Genomic DNA, 17003 nt, shown 5'->3' on the forward strand with positions numbered 1-17003 from the left:
TTGGGGACGCTTCACATCCCATAGCCGCTGGTCAACCGTCCATGATCATCGGTAGCAGCCATACCCACGGCGGATGCGAGAAGTTCGCGGGCTCGATGGTGCAAATGACCACGACAGGCAATATGCTGTGTTTAACAAACCCATCGACTGTTTCTGCACCACTATCCGAACTTTCCGGCCTAATAAGGCTGGAAATTCAGGACCGATTCTGATAGCAAGGGGCTATGGACCCGCATTTGCGCGACCTGCGGTATTTCGTCGCTGTCGCTGAAGAACTGCATTTCACCAACGCCGCGCAGCGGCTGCACATCGCTCAACCCACCCTGTCGCGTCAGATTCGTCAGCTGGAACGTCAGCTCGACGTGGTCCTGTTCGACCGCAACCAGCGCAGTGTCGCGCTGACCGTCGCGGGCAAGGAACTGCTCGAAGGTGCCCGCAAGATCCTGGAGCTCTGGGAGGTCACCAACGTCTCGCTCCAGGAAGCGGGCGAGGTGCTGCGCGTCGGCATCCAATCCGCGCTCGGCCGCGGTCTGATCAACGATCTGGAAAGCGCGAGCGGTCATCGGCTAGCCCTGCACGCGGCGTCCTGGACCGACCCGTCCAGCGGCCTGGCCGGACGCCAGGCCGACCTTTCGCTGGTCTGGCTTCCCCTGCCCGACCCGAACCGCTACCGCTGGCAGGTGCTGCGTACCGAGCCGCGCTGGGTACTCCTGCCGGAGAACCATCCACTCGCCGATCAGGAGAGCATCGAGTTCGCCGATCTGCTCGACGAGCCGTTCATCGCGCTGCCCACCGAGGCCGGCGCGGTGCGCGACTTCTGGCTCGGCAACGACGCCCGCAACGGACGTCAGCCGAAGATCGGCGCGGAAGCCGCGACGGCCGAGGACAAGCTGGAGGCCGTGAGCCTCGGCCTCGGCGTCTGCCTGCTCGCCGAGAACAATGTCCCGATGTACCGGTGGCCCGGTCTGACCGCGCGCCCGGTGACCGGGCTCGCGCCGTGCGAACTGGCCGTGGCGTGGCGGGCCGACGACAATCGCCCCACCATCCTCGAGTTCGCGGGCCGTGCCGCCGACGGCGGCTTCTCGGCACAGACACAGACGCAGACGCCTCAGTCGTCGGTCGCCTGACAGAGCACGGGGCGCGCCGCGGTCACGACCCTCCGGCGCGCCACCGTCACGACGTCGAACACGCCGTTGTCACGGCGCGGTGCGCTCCCAGGGGTGCAGCGCTTCCAGTTGTGCGGACAACCGCAGCAGGGTCGATTCACTGCCGGGCGGTCCCGCAAGCTGCGCGGCCACCGGCGTGCCCGAGCGGGGATGCATCCCCATCGGCACCGACGCGGCAGGCCAGCCGACCATGTTCCACAGTGCGGTGAATGGTGAGAAACGGGAGCTGGCAACAACATTGGCCAGCCAGCCCCTGGTGTGCCAGGCTCGCGCCTTGGGTGGCGCGGCGGCGAGCGTCGGTGTGATCACGACGTCGTAGCGCTCGAAGAATTCCAGCAGTCGCGCCTCTACGCGGTCGACCTGACCGGGGCGGACCAGACCCAGTCGCTGCACCAGCCTGCCTAGCGCGAGGTGGCGGCGGGTGCGCGGTTGCAGCCGGTCCGGGCGGGCCAGCGTCGCGGCGTCCCGAGTGCCGACGACGAGCCAGCGCAGCAAGACCGAGCTGATCGTTTCGCCATAGGGCAGCGTCGTCGGCTCCACCTGGTGTCCTGCCGCGGCGGCGGCCGATCCTGCGGCGCGGGCTGCCGCGGTCCAATGCCGATCGACCCGGAAGAAGCGGGACGGTGGCGCGACGGCTAGCCCGATGCGTAGTCGGCCGGGCGGCTCGACCTCGGCTAGGTCCGGCCGGGCCGCGAGCACCGATAGGGCGAGCGCCGCATCCCCGACGGTTGTTGCGAGCACACCGTTTTCGACCATGCCCGCCCACGAGTCGACACCGACCTCCGCGGGCACGGTGTGGCGGCCCGGCTTGATCCCGAACACCCCGCAGCACGCCGCGGGGATGCGCACCGAACCGAGTCCGTCGTTGCCGTGCGCCACCGGAACCAGCCCGGCCGCGACCGCCGCCGCCGAGCCGCCGGACGAGCCGCCCGCGCTGCGTGCGGTGTTCCACGGGTTGCGGGTGGTACGACCCGCGCTGTCGGTCATCGCCCACAGATCCAGCTCGGGAACCGCCGTCAATCCGACGATCACCGCACCCGCGGCGCGCAGCCTGCGCACCACCGGATGGTCGGCGGCCGCCGGATGCGTATCGGTGGCGGCCGAACCGCACAGGTTCGTCTCACCCTCGACCTCGAGGTTGTGTTTGATCGCGATCGGCACGCCGGCGAGTGGGAGCACATCCAGATCCGAGCGCTGTTCCAGCGCGAGCGCCTCGGCCTTCGCCTTGGCCGAGCGAACGACGGTGAACGCGTTCAGCTTCCGGGTGTCGGCGACGATGCGCTCCAGCACCGCGTCGAGCACCTCGGTCGGGCTGGTCGAACCGTCTCGTACGCCGGCGGCGATCGCCACGGCGGGTCCGCGCGGCGCGCCGGGATCAATCGGAGAATTCGGACCTGCTGCCTGGTTCGCGTCCGCGGGGATCCGCTGGGCGGCTACTGTCTGCGGAGCTGCTTGCGCTACGGCCGTACCGTCCGCCACCGCTGTGGCCTCATTGTGCATATGCTGGTTCGCCCCCGTCGCATCGTTGTCGAAATCGGGTGATCCGCTGTTGAGGCGCAAGTTATCATTCCGGGTACTGCGAGGGGGACGATGTCGTCGGGTGTGGCGGAATTTATCCGCTACACGAACAGACCGACCAGTGCGGATTCTTCGGTATCCGCGGAACCAGTAGGTCCGAGAATGAGTGCGAATTCCGAGAGAAGTTACGAATCCACTTCGGGTTCCACGACCGGAGTGAGTCACGGGAGTGCGGTGGAGGCCTTCGCCACCGCATGGAAATCGGCTGCCGGGCAATCGCCGCAGCGACCGCCTGAGATCGCCGACTACCTACCCGACGCGCACACGCTGCGGCGGGAAGCGCTGATCGAATTGATCCGCATCGACCTGCGCCACCGGTGGGTGCGGTGGGCCGAGTCCACCGCACCGCGCAAACGCTTGGCCGAATACTGTGCGGATTTTCCCGAGCTCGAACCCGACGACATCCCAGCCAACCTGGTGTATGAGGAGTTCGTCATCCGCAGGCACAGCGGCGAGCGCGTGGATCCGCGGGAATGCCTGCGTGAATTCCCGGCCCAGGCGGCCGAGCTGCGGGCATTGCTCAATGCCGACGAGATAGATCAGAGCACCCGACGGGCGGCGGTGGAAGACCCGACGGTGACCGCGCTTGCCGAGACCGCAACCGCGCAGGCAGCGGATCTGAACCAAACCACCCAGTCCACTCGTAATACGGAGGTGACCCGCGCCACCTCCGACCTGACCGGGACGGCGACCTCGACCCCGACCACGGTCGGGACCGGTCCCGGGCACTATGACGCGCTCGACCGGATCGAAATCGGCCAGCGGATCGATGATTTCGATCTGCTGACCGGTCTGGGCAGCGGTGCGTTCGCACGGGTCTTCCTGGCTCGGCAGCGCTCATTGCAGCGGCTGGTCGCGGTGAAGATCTCCGCCGACCACGGCACCGAGCCGCAGACGCTTGCCCAGCTCGACCACGACTACATCGTGCGTGTCTTCGATCAACGCCTGCTGGGCTCCGAGGACATGCGCGACAGCGGCGGCCGACGGCTCCGTTTGCTCTATATGCAGTTCCTGCCCGGCGGCACGCTGCTCAGCGTGCTGCGCTGGGTCCGCGCCACACCGCCCGCCGAACGCAGCGGACGGCTGCTGCTGGACGCGGTCGACGGGGCCATGGAGGAGAAGGGCGAGATCCGTCCGACCGATTCCAGTGTGCGCGCGGAAATCGCCTCGCTCAGTTGGCCGGAGACCGTGGCGTGGCTGGGACGCAGACTGGCTGAGGCACTCGAATACGCCTCCTCGCACGGCGTCCTGCACCGCGATGTGAAGCCGGCCAATGTGCTGCTCACCGCGGAGGCGGTACCGAAGCTGGCCGACTTCAACATCAGCTTCAGCCGCAACGTGGCCGACACCAGCCCGGTCGCCTACTTCGGTGGATCACTGGCCTACATGTCACCGGAGCAGCTGGAAGCGTGCCACCCCGGCCGCGAACGCACGGCAGCCGATCTGGACACCCGCTCCGATATCTATTCGCTCGGCGTGGTGCTGTGGGAACTACTGACCGGCGCAAAACCTTTCGATGACACCACCGCGGGCGCGAATGAATACGGCGACGACACCACACTCGAGGCGATGCTGGAACGGCGCACTTCGGGTGTGGATACGGTCGCGCTGGACCGGCTGCCCGCCAACTGTCCGGCAGCACTGCGCCGGGTGCTGCTGACCTGTCTGGAACCCGACCGCTCCCGGCGCTGGTCGGGTGGCGCGGTGCTGGCCAAGCAGCTGGACGTGTGCATGGACGCACGCGCGCGGGACCTGGTCGACCCGCCGCCCGGCAGCTGGCGGCTGAAGCTGCGCTCCTGGCGATTGCTGATCGTCACGTTGGCCATCGGGGTGCCGAATGTGCTCGCCTCGATCTACAACATCCTCCACAACCAGCATTTGATCGTCAGCAGAATGAGTGAGGACGCCCAGCAAACCTTCCTGGTCATCACCGGTGTGGTGAATGCGGTGCTGTTCCCACTCGGCGCGGCGTTGATTCTTTATATGTCACGCCTGGTGATGACGGTGCCGTACGGGCTGCGCAGAGGCCGACGATTCGACGCGGACACACTCCGGCGAGCTAGAGCCGATTCATTGCTGTTCGCCGATCGCGCTGTGGTCATCGTGTTCTCACTGTGGGTGTTCGCGGGCATCACCTTCCCGATCGCGTTGAAATTGTCCACCGGCGAGATCGCGGTGAGCGCGGTCGTGCATTTCCTCACCTCGATCGTGGTGTGCGGTGCGATCGCCGTGGCCTATCCGTTCTTCCTGGTGGCCTTCTACATGGTCCGCTGCATTTATCCGGTGTTTCTGCGACACGGCGAAATCAGCACCGACGACGCGGTGTGGCTGCGCGGTCTCGATCGCCGCGCCAATGGCTATCTCGCGGTCGCCGCGTCGGTGCCGCTGCTCGCGGTGGCGGGCGTGACGTTCCTGCCGCCTACCGATATTCCGCAGGTGATCTTCGCGGTCCGAGTGTTGTGTGCGGGCGGCATCGTCGCGTTCATCGGCTCCTACCTGCTTTTCCGCGCTTTGGAGGCCGACTTGAGCGCGCTGGAGCGGGTGGTCGCGCCGAGTGATGCGATCGGACGGGAGCCCGCCGCTCCCGCCGGAGCGGAGATCAAGGCGTGATCGGACCCGGCCTCGATCACGTCGCCAGGTTCGCCGCCGAGTGGCAACGCCGCGTGCGCGATGGCAGGCCCGACCCGCCGTTGCTCGCGGATTATGTGCCCGATGGCGCGCAGGCGCGGCTGGCGGTGCTCACCGACCTGGTGCGCATCGATCTACGACAGCGCTGGATCCGGCCCGGTTTGGGCAAGCGGATCACGGAGTACCGCAAGGAATTTCCCGAGATCGAGCACAGTCCGGTATTGGCCGATCTGGTGTACGAGGAGTTCCTGATTCGGCGCAGGCACGCCCCGGTCGAGGCGGCGACTTTCCTCGCCGAATATCCGGATCTGGCCACCGAGGTGCGCGAGCGTCTCGCCGCGGTCGGGGCCGACACGGTCGGTGACGACGCCGAAATCCAGAGTGCACCCGCCGAACTCGACAGCGCGCAAGCCGCCGCGCTCGTCGCCGAGCTGGCGCCGGGACAGCGCGTCGACGACTTCGATCTGCGCACCGATCTCGGGACAGGCGCACTCGGCCGCGTCTTCCTCGCCACGCAGCGTTCCATGCAGCGCCTGGTCGCCGTGCGTTTCTCCGCGGGTCTGAGCGCCGCGCCGCGCACCATGGCGCAGCTGGACCATCCGCACATCGTTCGGGTCTTCGATCAGCGCATGCCTGTCGACTCGGCGGCGCTGCGACTGGTGTACATGCAGTATCTGCCCGGTGGCACCGCGCTCGACCTGCTCGCCGAGCGGCGGCGCGTCCCGGAGCCGGCGGGCGGTGCGCTGCTGCTACGGGCGGTGGACACCGCGATGGAGGCGAAAGGCGAGATCCGGCAGACGGATTCGAGAGTGCGCGCCGAGATCGCCGAGCTCAGCTGGCCGGAGACGATCGCATGGATCGGTCGGCGACTGGCGGACGCGCTCGATTACGCCGATCGCAACGGGGTGGCACACCGCGCGATCAAACCGTCGAATGTGCTGTTCACGGCCGAGGGCATCCCGAAGCTCGCCGATTTCGCATTGCACGACACGACCAGGCCGACAGCGCAAACCGATTCGTCGCCCTACCGCTCGCCCGAGGAGCTGACAGCGGCCCTCGATCCCGCCGCGCCCGAACCGGATACGCGCAGCGACATCTTTTCCCTCGGGGTGCTGCTGTGGGAAATGCTCACCGGCAGTCTGCCGTTCGACGACGACACTGCGGCAACCGGGCCACACGACTCACTCGACGATCGCAGACACGGCGTGCGAAGCGCTGCGCTGGAGCGTATTCCGGCGGACTGCCCGGCCGCCTTGCGCCGGGTTCTGCTTACCTGCCTGGAACCGGAACCCGAACAGCGCTGGTCGAACGGCGCGACGCTGGCGCAACAACTGGATCTGTGCCTCGACGCACGCGCGCGCGACCTCGTCGACCCACCGGAACGCAGCTGGCGGCGGCGACTGCGGCCGTGGCGGATTCTGCTGGTCTCGCTCGCGATCGCGGTGCCGAATGCCCTCGCCTCGGTGTACAACGTCGAGCACAACGCCAAGACGATGCACTATCGCCAAACCGAGGAGGCCCAGCACCAGTTCGAGATCTTCACCGCCGTGGTGAATGTGGTGTCCTTCTCCCTCGGCACCGCAGTGCTCGTCTACCTGTGCAGATACCTGATTTCGGTGCCGCACGGATTGCGCGCCGGGCTCCGCTACAGCCCGGAGGTATTGCACCGGGCCCGCACGGATGCGGTGCTGCTCGGCGACCGCGCGGTCCTGGTCATCATCTCGATGTGGCTGCTGTCGGGGATCTCGTTCCCGGTCGCCCTGCACGAGACCTCCGACGGCGTCGCAGCGGCCGACTACGCCCATTTCGTGGCTTTACACGTGGTGAGCGGCGCCATCGCACTGACGTATCCCTTCTTTCTGGTGAACTTCTACGTCATCCGGTGCATTTACCCGATGTTCCTGAGTCACGGCGAGATCCGGGAGCGGGACGCGGCGCGGTTGCACGGGCTGCGACGCCGATCCGGGTTCTATCTGAGCCTCGCGGCGTCGATTCCGCTGCTCGCCGTCGCGGGCGCGACACTGCTCGCGCCGTCGGATCTCGAGAAGATCATCGTCAACGTGCGGGTGCTGTGCATCGGCAGCATAGTCGCCTTTGTCGCGGTGTATATCCTGTTCCGGGCACTGGAGAACGATCTGCGCGCGCTGGAACGAGTGACCGCGCCACATCTGCACACGAACGCGGACGCCGCGTCCGCGCCATGAGCGATGGAGAATCAGCGGCGATGAATGCTCCGTTCGGACGCCTGGTCAGTCTGTCGCATGTGCACGATCCGGCGACGACACCGCTGTTCCCCGGCGACCCGGAATTTCGCACGGACATCGCGGCGACGGTGGCGAACGACGGCTACTACCTGCGCTACATCCAGCAGGGCGAGCACACCGGAACCCATTGGGGCGCGCCGATTCATTTCCACGCCGACGGCCTGGCCGCCGACGAGCTCGACCTCGAGGACCTGCTGCTGCCCGCGGTGAAGATCGATGTGCGCGACCACTGCGCACGCGACCGCGGCTACGCGATCACCGTTGCCGACATCAAGGAATGGGAAAGCAGGCACGGTCGCATCGCCGACGGGTCCGCGGTGATCGCCTGGACCGGCTGGGATGCGAAATGGGGCACTCCGGAGTTCCTCGGCACCGCCGAAACCGGGGACCAGCAACCGGGTTTCGCGGTCGAGACCATGGAATGGCTGTTGCGCACCGGGCGTCTCGGCCACCGCGGCGCGCTCGGCATCGACACCTTCGGACCGGATCTCGGCAGCGACGACACCTATGCGGTGTCGAAATTGCTGTACCGGGAGCACCGAATCAGCTTGGAATGCCTCGCCAATCTCGCCGCGCTGCCCGTCACCGGCGCCTGGGTGCTCGTCGGCGGTGCGCTGTATCGAGGCGGATCGGGTTCGCCCGCAACGATATTCGCTCTCATCACCGATAGATCGGTGGCACCGTCGATACCGGGTGCGTTCCGGCGGGCGGTGGAATAAGCGGCGGCGTTCTTACTTGCCCCCGTAGACCCTCGGGTCGAGGGTGCCGATGTAGGGCAGGTCGCGGTAGCGCTCGGCGTAGTCGAGGCCGTAACCGACGACGAATTCGTTCGGAATGTCGAACCCGACGTGTGCGACGTCCACGTGGGTGCGCAGCGCGTCGGGCTTGCGTAGCAAGGTGACAACCTCGAGCGAGGCCGGGTTGCGGGTGGAGAGATTGCGCTTGAGCCACGACAGCGTGAGACCGGAGTCGATGATGTCCTCGACGATCAGCACATTGCGGCCCGCGATGTCTTTGTCCAGATCCTTCATGATGCGCACGACGCCGGACGACGAGGTGGACGATCCGTAGGAGGACACCGCCATGAATTCCATCTGGGTCGGAATCGACAGCGCCTTGGCCAGGTCGGTCATGAAGAAGATCGCGCCCTTGAGCACGCCGACCAGCAGCAGATCGCCTTCGGGGGCGTCGGCGGGATAGCGCTTGGCGATCAGCTCGGCCAGTTCCTGAGTCTTGGCGGCGATCTGTTCCTCGGTGATCAGCACCGACGCGATGTCATCCCCGTACACGTCAGTTGTGTCCTTCCGTGGTGTTGATCCCGAGCGACCGATCCATTGTGTCATCGGCCTGCGCTTTATGTGTCATCAGCGCAGACGCATAGTCAGCCTGCCACGTTCGCGCGCCGCGACCAACCTGCTGCCCGGCCCGCCGCCGCCGACAGCGACGCCGCCCTGACCGCGCCAGGCGGTGATCAATTCGTCGACGGCGTGTAAATGCTTGCCGGTCAGGGCTTTCGCACCGCCCGCGAGCAGCCAGGCCCGGATCGCCCGGCGGCGCAGCGCGGCAGGGGCAGTGGCGAGGGTCTCGATCGACAGGCTCACCCCATCACTGCCGGAGCCGTCATCGGCGGAGCGCTCGCTGTCGGAGTCGGCGCTCGCGGCACGCAGCAGTTCGCCCGCCAGCGCATCCAGCACCGCACCGTCGGCGCGCAACTGCTCGGCGGTGCGTGCGAGCGCGGCCGCCACGCCGCCGCCGAGGACGTCCTCCAGCAGCGGCAACACCTCGGTGCGCAACCGCACCCTGGTGAACTCCGGCGCCGAGTTGTGCGGATCCTCGTGTGGCGTCAACCCGAGATCCGCGCATAGCTGCCTGGTGGCCGCCCGTCGAACTCCGAGCAGCGGCCTGCCCCATGGATCGGCGAATGCCGCCATCCCCTGGATCGAACGTCCGCCCGACCCGCGCGCCAGGCCGAGCAAGACCGTTTCGGCCTGGTCATCGAGGGTGTGTCCGAGCAAGACCGGCAAGCCGGCCCGGGCCGCGTCCAGTGCCGCGTAGCGAGCCTGCCGCGCCGCCGCCTCCAGCCCGCCCGCGCTGCCCACCTCCACCGCGAGCACCCGCGCCGACCGGCAACCGAGTTTCAGCGCGGCCGCCGCGGCGACGGCCGCGACCTGCCCCGAGCCCGGCTGCAACCGATGATCGACGACCAGTGCGTCGACGCGCCCCGCCTCCACCACCGCTGCCGCAGCGAGTGCGAGCGAGTCAGCCCCGCCCGACAAGGCGACCGCAACGCCCGACGAAGCCTCCGGCGCGTACTCGGCCAGCCAGCCCCGCACTGCCCTGCGTACTTCGAGCACCGCCTCGGTCTCGGGAAGACGCGGCACCGTTTTCCCGGCCCCCACCTGCGGGTTCCGTGACGTCGCTCGTCCCGCACCGCTCATACCAGGAGCCTACCGACGCCCACCAGCGCACCCCGTCCCCGAGGGTAGGGAAACGGCCTAACCCAGTACCCGGGTGATCCACCGCTGCGGGTCGTCGATTTCGTCCAGCCGCGGCAGCGTATCCGCGTCCGTCCACACAGTGTTGAACTCCGCCATGCCGACCCGCTCGACGACATGGTCGACGAAGGCCTTGCCGCGCACGTACTGGGCCACCTTGGCATCGACGCCGAGCAGGGCCCGCAGCAGGCGCTGTAGCGGATTGGTCGGGCGCTTGCGGCGCTTGTCGAATGCGGCGCGGATCTGCTCGACCGACGGGACCACGGCCGGGCCGACCGCGTCCATCACGTGGTCGGCGTGGCCCTCGAGCAGGGTGCCCAGCATCAACAGCCGATCCAGCGCCGCGCGTTGCGGCGGCGCCTGGGTGGCGCGCAGCAGGCCGACGACGCCGCGCGCGCTCGGATCGTCGGTAGTGGCGCCACTGCGGCGGTCACGCACCTCGGCGAGCAGCCGCGACAGCATGTCCGCCAGCGGCTCGTCGCCGACCGCGCCGAGGGTGTCGACATTGGCGCGCATGTATTCCGCCAGCCACGGCGCCGAGGAGAACTGCACCCGGTGGGTCACCTCGTGCAGGCAGACCCAGAAGCGGAAGTCGGTCGGCGAAACACCGAGTGCGCGTTCCACCGCCATGATGTTGGGCGCGACGAGCAACAGCGTGCCGTCGGGACCGGTGAACGGGTCGTACTGCCCGAGAATCGCGGTGGACAGGAAGGCCAGCATCGCCCCGGCCTGCACGCCCGCGGGCTTGCCCGCGAGCACGCCACGCTGGGTGTCGGAGTCGAGTCCGGTGCCGGTGAGCTGGCCCATGGAGTCGGCGGCCGCCGCGATCCAGCCCGGCCGGTCGACGATCCGCGCCGCGGGGACCGGCTGGTCGTCGAGCAAGCCGCTCACCTCGCGAACCGGCCCTTCGGCCCGTATCGACGCGTCGGCCAGTTCGGCGACGACCTGCTCGGCGGAATATCGCGAAGCCCGCGGCCCAGCGGGAACGAGTGCCGCACCGGTGCGCGCCGCCAACCGCCAGTCGACAGCGCCGGACAACCCGGAACGACGCCGCTCGGCGGAGCCGCTGTCTGGCCCCGAGCGGGCATCGGCTGTTTTGTCAGCGCCTTCGAACATCGTCATCCACCCGTCATGAGCATCCACAATTACGCAGCGTGCCTGCTATCGCGTCCAACGCGGGCCTGCTGGCCTCCGGCGGCCGATCGTTGGACATCAACGCGAACGTCAACACCCGTCCATCGCGGTCGAGTACATAACCCACCAACGTGCTGGCCACCGACAGAGTTCCGGTCTTGGCGCGCACCCAGCCCGCGCCCACCCGGTCCCGATTGACGTAGCGGCCTGCCAGCGAGCCGGTCGCACCGGCCACCGGCAGGTCATCCAGCAGTGGCGCCAAAGTGACCGCGAGGCGATCGGTTTCGGGCCTGGCCATGGTGTTGCTCGGCCGCACGGCGCCGGATCCGCTCGGCTTCGCGGCGGTCGCCAGGATCTTGTCGAGCAGCCGCGGTGGCACCCGATCCTCCGTCGAGAGTCCGCTGTTGTCCTGCATGGACATTCCGCTGAGATCGAATCCGGCCCGGCTCAGCGCGTCGGTCACCGCGGCGACCGCCCCGGTGAACGACGGCTCGGCTCCGGTCGCGGCCGCGATCTCGCGGCCGATCGCCTCGGCGAGCACATTGTCGGAATGGACCATCATGTCGCGCAGGCGGTCCCGCAGCGGTGCGGACTGCACGCTCGCGATCTGCCGCGCACCCGGCATTGCCGTGCCGATGCGGACCCGGCCCGGGTCGAGGCCGAGGTCGGTGGCGAGTCGCCGTCCGGCGTCCAGCGCAGGGGTCGCGGTGCGCGGTGAGTATTCGACGAGGGGATCGAGCCTGCCGCCGTCGATCATCACCGGTTCGATCGGCGCGATCGAACCCTCGGGGATGTCGACCGGTTCCCAGCCCGGCGCCATGGTCGGCCCGGCGAATGCGGATATGTCCACCACGATGGTGTCCACCGCGGGGCCCGCCGCGTGGATCTGAGCCACCAGATCAGACAGGCGCGGCCCGTTCGGGTAGTAGCCCTTGCCGTCCGGCTGCGCGGTCAGCGTCGGATCGCCGCCGCCGACCAGCACCAGCTCATTCGGCGTGGGGCCCGCCACCACGCGGGTGGTCACCCGATGGTCCTGCGGCACCGTGAGCAGCGCGGTGGCCGTGGTCAGGATCTTCGCGGTGGAAGACGGGATCATCGGCTTGTTCGCGTCACCGCTCCACAGCACGGTCGCACTGGCGGCGTCGCTGACCGATCCGGCGAACGCGCCGAGATCCGGATTGCCGACGACGGCGGCGAGCGCGGCGGCGATACCGGCGGGGGTCGGCGCGGGCGCATTCGACGGCGTGGGCGCGACCTGCGGGAACGGCCGTACCGGTGCGGGCGGGGCCGCGAACGTCAGCCCGCCGTGCCGGAATTCATCCGTCCACGGCTTCAGAGCGAGCAGCACTGCTCCGCTCGCCACCAGCAGCAGGACCAGGGCAATCGAGAATCCGACCCACATGTTGCGGCGCCGCCGAGCGGCCAGACCACCGATATTTTTACTGCTCCGACCAACCACGTCCCGCCGTCTCTCCTCAACGCGGCCGCCTGCCGCACCCATGTGCTCGCCGACCACACTATCCTCGTTGCGCAACCGTTCCCCCGAACAACCTGACGAGTCGGCAGTTCGTGCCCGCTCGGCTCATAGACGCACCGGAAGAAGGAGATGGCGTGGAGTTCGACGTCACCATCGAGATCCCCAAGGGTTCCCGTAACAAGTACGAGGTCGATCACGAGACCGGCCGGGTCCGGCTCGACCGGTTCCTCTACACGTCCATGGTCTACCCGGCCGACTACGGCTACATCGAGAACACCCTCGGTGAGGACGGCGACCCGCTGGACGCGCTGGTCCTGCTCCCCGATTCGGTGTTCCCCGGCGTGCTGATCGAGGTGCGCCCGGTCGCGATGTACAAGATGACCGACGAAGCGGGCGGCGACGACAAGGTGCTGTGTGTTCCCGCGGGCGACCCGCGCTGGGACCACATCCAGGACCTGGCCGATGTGCCGGAGTTCGAGCTGGCCGCGATCAAGCACTTCTTCGAGCGCTACAAGGATCTCGAGCCGGGCAAGTTCGTCAAGGGCTCGGAGTGGGTAGGCCGCGCCGAGGCCGAGGCCGAGGTGGAGGCCTCCTTCAAGCGGCTGCAGGACAACGGCGGCCACTGATTCCCGCGTACGAGAGCGGGAAGTCCGGCGCGAACGGGCTTCCCGCTTTTGTCGTTCCAGCCCTTCGCGCACCAGGTCACGGGCTCTCGATGACGCGCAAGTGACGGGATCGACGACGCTCGGCGATGACCTGATCCACATGTTCGCGCAGCAGCAGCACGATCGGCGCTTCCACCTCGCGGTCGAACCGCTCGTGGGTGAGATGCGGATCCTCCATCGGTGCGAAGATCTCGGCGGCGGCTCGGAACACTCGAGCGGAGTCCTCCGCCCGCCGCAGCCCTTGCAGGATCACACCGTGCAGCACCAGCACGCGTGCGCGGTGCAGCGGACCGGCCGCCCGCGTCAGCACCCGCACCGCCCCGTCGACGACTGGCTCGGCCTCGGTCAACCTCCCCGCCATCAGGTAGACATGCGCGAGACGGGCCAGCGCCCAACCCTCCCGCAGCAGCACGCCACTGACCCTGGCCAGCCGAACCGCGTCGCCGCACAGCGCCACCGCGGCGCGATGATCGCCCTGATAACTGCGGCTCACCCCCAGCTCATGCGTGGCCAGCGCCTCCAGTGCCGTATTGCCGATCGCGGCGGCCAGCGCAATGGCGCTGCGGGCGTGCTCCTCGGCCTCGGCGAATCGACCTGCGTCGGACAATGTCTTGCTCGCGTGCACCAGGCAGGTGCATTCGATCGCCGGATCGCCGACGCGACGCGCCAATCGGATCGCGCGCTCGACATGTGCGAGCGACGCGGCGTCCTCGACGCCCATTCGAGTGGACGAGGCGAGCAGTTGCGCCGCGAAGGCCGTCAGCCTGGCATCGGTGCTCGAGTCGCCGCCCAAGGACAGCGCGATCCGCTGATGATCGCGACCCGAGCGCATCGCACCGAGCGCGTAGGTGAAGATCGCACCGAGGGCGACCCTGACCCGGCATTCGACCGCGCGGTCACCCGCCAGCAGCGCCGCGTCGAGTAGCAGTTCCAGGGCCAGCGCCAACTCCTGGCAGTTGGGCCCGCCGTCGATCAATTCCGCGGTGCCCCATGCGATGTCGGCGGCCACCGGCAGCGCGTCCCCACCCACCTGCGCTGCTTGTTCATACAGCGAGACCAGATTCGGGCGTTCCGCGCTCAGCCACGCCGCAGCGGCCGTGCTGTCGGCGAAGGACATCCCCTTCGAGCCGGTGCTGCGCAGATGCTCCGGCAATCGGGTACCCGGATTGCACACCGCCACCACGTTTTTCACGGTGGCGAGATAGTGATCCAGCAGCCGTAACAGCGGACCGGACGCGGGATCGGCTGGGGGGCAGGGCGGCAGGTCACGCGCGAACAATCGCGACAGATCGTGATAGCCGTACCGGCCGGGTGCGGTGGACTCCATCAGGTTGAGATCGACAAGGGATTCACACACCTGCTCGATCAGCACACGGTCGGCACCCAGGATCGCGGCCGCGCCGTCGAGCGAAATCTCCGCTACGCCGGGCACGGCCAGCATCCGGAATGCCGTGGCCTGCTCCGCGTGCAGCTGGTCGTAGCTCAATTGGAACGCCGCTTCCACGGCCAGATCGCCGGTGCGCAACAGCCCGAGACGCTGCTGCTCGTCGATGAGCCGTTCGGCCAGCGAGCCGACGGTCCAGCTCGGCCGTGCTGCCAGCCGCGCCCCGATGATCCGCACCGCGAGCGGCAGCCCGCCGCACGCGGTGATCACATCCTCGACAGCGGCGGGCTCGGCGGCAACCCGACCGACGCCGACGAGGGTGGCCAGCAGGTCGCGCGCTTCGTCCCGGCCGAGCAGACCGAGGCGGACGTCGAGCGCACCGGGCAGCTCGGCCAGCGCCGATCTGCTGGTGATCAGCACCGCCGAACCGGGCGTGCCGGGAATCAGCGGGGCGACCTGCTCGGCATCGCGCGCGTTGTCCAGCACGACGAGCACGCGCCTGCCGTCCAGACAGCTGCGATATTGGGCCGAGCGCTCCGCAAGGGTCGGGGCGATCTCGCCCTCGGGAACTCCGAGGGCGCGCAGGAAATCACCGAGGGTGTCGATGGCAGGTGTACCGGAACGCGCGGTCCCGTGCTGGCGCGGCGGGTGCGCGAATCCGTGCAGATCCACATGCAATTGCCCGTCGGGGAACCGGTCCCGAATGCCGTGGGCGACATGCACAGCGAGCGCGCTCTTGCCGATCCCGCCCATGCCGCCGATCGCGCAGACGGGGACGGCGCTGCGATCGGTGCGGGTGAGCCGGTCGGTGATGCGCCGGATCGTGTCGTCCCGGCCGGTGAAATCGGCGATATCGGCGGGCAGCTGGGCGACCCGCACCAGTGGGCGATGGGCGACGGGCAGCGGCGTCGGCGTCTGCTCGGCGAGTTTCGGCGCAGGCAGCTCGGCACACAGGATGCGCTGGTGCAGATCGGCGAGCCGTTTGCCCGGTTCGATGCCGAGCCGCTCGATGAGCAGGCGCCGAGTGTCGGCGTAGACGGTGAGCGCTTCGGCTCGGCGGCCCGCGTGATACAGCGCGGTCATCAGTAGCGCGCGGGTCTGTTCACGCATCGGATATTCGACGCTGAGGGGCGTCAGTTCCGCGATCGATTCGGTGTAGCGGCCGAGCCGCAGATCGAGTTCGATGCGTTGTTCGAGCAGGGCGGCGCGGCGTTCGATCAGGTGGGTGCGCTGCTGGTCGGCGTAGGGGCCGGGCAGACCGGCCAGCGGCGTGCCCGACCACAAGCGCAGCGCGGAATCCAGTCGCTGCCTTGCCGATTCCACTCCGTCGAGAGTGCCTGCCCCGCTGTGCCGCGCGAGGCAATCCTCCACGAGCTCGACATCGACCGCGCCAGGTTCGAGCCGCAGCGCGTAACCGCCGCCGAAACCGACGAGAACGGTAGGTGGCGCGCCTGCCCGGCGATCGGGTTCCAGGACCCGGCGCAGGTGCAGGATGTGGTTGCGCACCGCACCGACCGCGCTCGGGGTCGGATGCTCGCCCCACACGCTCTCCACCAATTCGTGGACGGTCGCCGCGCGCCCATGGCGCAGCAGCAGCGCGGCGAGCAGCGCCCGGCGCTGCTTGGATCCGAGGTTGATTTCCGTCTCGCCGCGCCAAGCACGAACCTCACCGAGCACAGCGAACGTCAACATGTATTCCCCATCTCCGACCACTCCGTGACAACACCGATGAGCATCGACGACCCTGCACCATCGAAATGACACTCAACCCGAGCATTCATGAGCTTTTCATGACGGCGAAAGGGACACCCGGCATAGCCGAATGTCCCTCTCTGGTCCGCGGATTCGATCAGTAATAGATGTACAGATCCCAGCCGCTCCAGGTTTCCACGCATTCCCAATACCAACCGCCGGTCACGGGCGATTCGCCGTCGGCCCGGCAGCCGCCATAGGTCGCGTACGTGCCGTAGTAGTAGCCGGTCGCGGTCGCGCGGTACTCCGGTGCGGCCGAGGCACTCGCTGCAGTCGACACCCCGGCGACGGCAGCGGTGGCCAGCAGGCCCGCGGCAAGGAAGGATTTGATACGCACTTTCACTGCTCCTGACAAGCGAGGTTGATTCTGACCTCACTCACGTTATGGAGTTCGGGTGCCGTGAACAGCCACCCCTAGGGTTCGATCCGCCAAGCCCTCGGGAGGTTTCACCTTCGCCAC

At 68.2% G+C, this 17003-nt stretch carries 12 protein-coding genes; 5 read left to right on the plus strand and 7 right to left on the minus strand.

Annotated features, from left to right (window positions below; genetic code table 11):
• Nucleotides 1–224 precede the first annotated feature (224 nt).
• Complete coding sequence (locus ACFU4Z_RS29285) at nucleotides 225–1127, plus strand: LysR family transcriptional regulator (RefSeq protein WP_379069140.1); 903 nt, start codon at nucleotides 225–227, stop codon at nucleotides 1125–1127.
• 69 nt (nucleotides 1128–1196) lie between these two features.
• Here ACFU4Z_RS29285 and ACFU4Z_RS29290 read toward each other — a convergent pair whose 3' ends face one another.
• Nucleotides 1197–2666 (minus strand): amidase, encoded by a 1470-nt coding sequence (locus ACFU4Z_RS29290; protein ID WP_379069143.1) that lies wholly within the window; start codon nucleotides 2664–2666, stop codon nucleotides 1197–1199.
• Nucleotides 2667–2846: 180 nt separating this feature from the next.
• Between ACFU4Z_RS29290 and ACFU4Z_RS29295 the strand changes: the two genes are divergently transcribed.
• From ACFU4Z_RS29295 to ACFU4Z_RS29305, 3 genes are read left to right on the plus strand one after another with little or no spacing between them, the layout of a single operon-like run.
• Nucleotides 2847–5354, plus strand: a complete 2508-nt coding sequence (locus ACFU4Z_RS29295) for a serine/threonine-protein kinase (RefSeq protein WP_379069145.1) — start codon at nucleotides 2847–2849, stop codon at nucleotides 5352–5354.
• Nucleotides 5351–7576 carry a serine/threonine-protein kinase gene (locus tag ACFU4Z_RS29300; protein ID WP_379069148.1) on the plus strand — a complete coding sequence of 742 codons (2226 nt, stop codon included), beginning with the start codon at nucleotides 5351–5353 and terminating at the stop codon, nucleotides 7574–7576. Before ACFU4Z_RS29295 ends, ACFU4Z_RS29300 begins: the two co-directional genes overlap by 4 nt.
• 20 nt (nucleotides 7577–7596) lie before the next feature.
• Complete coding sequence (locus ACFU4Z_RS29305; protein ID WP_379069151.1) at nucleotides 7597–8355, plus strand: cyclase family protein; 759 nt, start codon at nucleotides 7597–7599, stop codon at nucleotides 8353–8355.
• A gap of 12 nt (nucleotides 8356–8367) precedes the next feature.
• Here ACFU4Z_RS29305 and hpt read toward each other — a convergent pair whose 3' ends face one another.
• From hpt to dacB, 4 genes are all read right to left on the minus strand, one after another.
• Nucleotides 8368–8925 (minus strand): hypoxanthine phosphoribosyltransferase, encoded by a 558-nt coding sequence (gene hpt / locus ACFU4Z_RS29310; RefSeq protein ID WP_379069154.1) that lies wholly within the window; start codon nucleotides 8923–8925, stop codon nucleotides 8368–8370.
• A gap of 75 nt (nucleotides 8926–9000) precedes the next feature.
• Nucleotides 9001–10074, minus strand: a complete 1074-nt coding sequence (tilS, locus tag ACFU4Z_RS29315) for a tRNA lysidine(34) synthetase TilS (RefSeq protein ID WP_379069157.1) — start codon at nucleotides 10072–10074, stop codon at nucleotides 9001–9003.
• Nucleotides 10075–10131: 57 nt separating this feature from the next.
• Entirely contained in the window at nucleotides 10132–11247 is a 1116-nt protein-coding gene (locus ACFU4Z_RS29320) for a zinc-dependent metalloprotease (RefSeq protein ID WP_379069320.1), read from the minus strand.
• A 13-nt stretch (nucleotides 11248–11260) separates the two neighbouring features.
• The gene (dacB, locus tag ACFU4Z_RS29325) at nucleotides 11261–12667 is read right to left on the minus strand and encodes a D-alanyl-D-alanine carboxypeptidase/D-alanyl-D-alanine-endopeptidase (protein ID WP_379069322.1); all 1407 of its coding nucleotides are present in this window, start codon (nucleotides 12665–12667) and stop codon (nucleotides 11261–11263) included.
• A 209-nt stretch (nucleotides 12668–12876) separates the two neighbouring features.
• Between dacB and ACFU4Z_RS29330 the strand changes: the two genes are divergently transcribed.
• Complete coding sequence (locus tag ACFU4Z_RS29330; RefSeq protein ID WP_328408466.1) at nucleotides 12877–13368, plus strand: inorganic diphosphatase; 492 nt, start codon at nucleotides 12877–12879, stop codon at nucleotides 13366–13368.
• 76 nt (nucleotides 13369–13444) lie between these two features.
• Here the strand turns inward: ACFU4Z_RS29330 and ACFU4Z_RS29335 are convergent, their stop codons facing one another.
• Nucleotides 13445–16483 carry a BTAD domain-containing putative transcriptional regulator gene (locus ACFU4Z_RS29335; protein ID WP_379069161.1) on the minus strand — a complete coding sequence of 1013 codons (3039 nt, stop codon included), beginning with the start codon at nucleotides 16481–16483 and terminating at the stop codon, nucleotides 13445–13447.
• 157 nt (nucleotides 16484–16640) lie between these two features.
• Entirely contained in the window at nucleotides 16641–16880 is a 240-nt protein-coding gene (locus ACFU4Z_RS29340; RefSeq protein ID WP_379069164.1) for a hypothetical protein, read from the minus strand.
• Nucleotides 16881–17003: the final 123 nt, after the last annotated feature.

It is taken from the genome of Nocardia sp. NPDC057440 (assembly GCF_042802915.1).
GTDB lineage: Bacteria > Actinomycetota > Actinomycetes > Mycobacteriales > Mycobacteriaceae > Nocardia.

Excerpts from the sequence above, each read along its gene's own strand:
- dacB (WP_379069322.1), bottom strand. The coding sequence starts at position 12,667 with ATGTGGGTCGGATTCTCGATTGCCCTGGTCCTGCTGCTGGTGGCGAGC.
- ACFU4Z_RS29335 (WP_379069161.1), bottom strand. The coding sequence starts at position 16,483 with ATGTTGACGTTCGCTGTGCTCGGTGAGGTTCGTGCTTGGCGCGGCGAG.
- ACFU4Z_RS29305 (WP_379069151.1), top strand. The coding sequence starts at position 7,597 with ATGAATGCTCCGTTCGGACGCCTGGTCAGTCTGTCGCATGTGCACGAT.
- ACFU4Z_RS29295 (WP_379069145.1), top strand. The coding sequence starts at position 2,847 with ATGAGTGCGAATTCCGAGAGAAGTTACGAATCCACTTCGGGTTCCACG.
- ACFU4Z_RS29290 (WP_379069143.1), bottom strand. The coding sequence starts at position 2,666 with ATGCACAATGAGGCCACAGCGGTGGCGGACGGTACGGCCGTAGCGCAA.
- tilS (WP_379069157.1), bottom strand. The coding sequence starts at position 10,074 with ATGAGCGGTGCGGGACGAGCGACGTCACGGAACCCGCAGGTGGGGGCC.
- ACFU4Z_RS29320 (WP_379069320.1), bottom strand. The coding sequence starts at position 11,247 with ATGTTCGAAGGCGCTGACAAAACAGCCGATGCCCGCTCGGGGCCAGAC.
- ACFU4Z_RS29285 (WP_379069140.1), top strand. The coding sequence starts at position 225 with ATGGACCCGCATTTGCGCGACCTGCGGTATTTCGTCGCTGTCGCTGAA.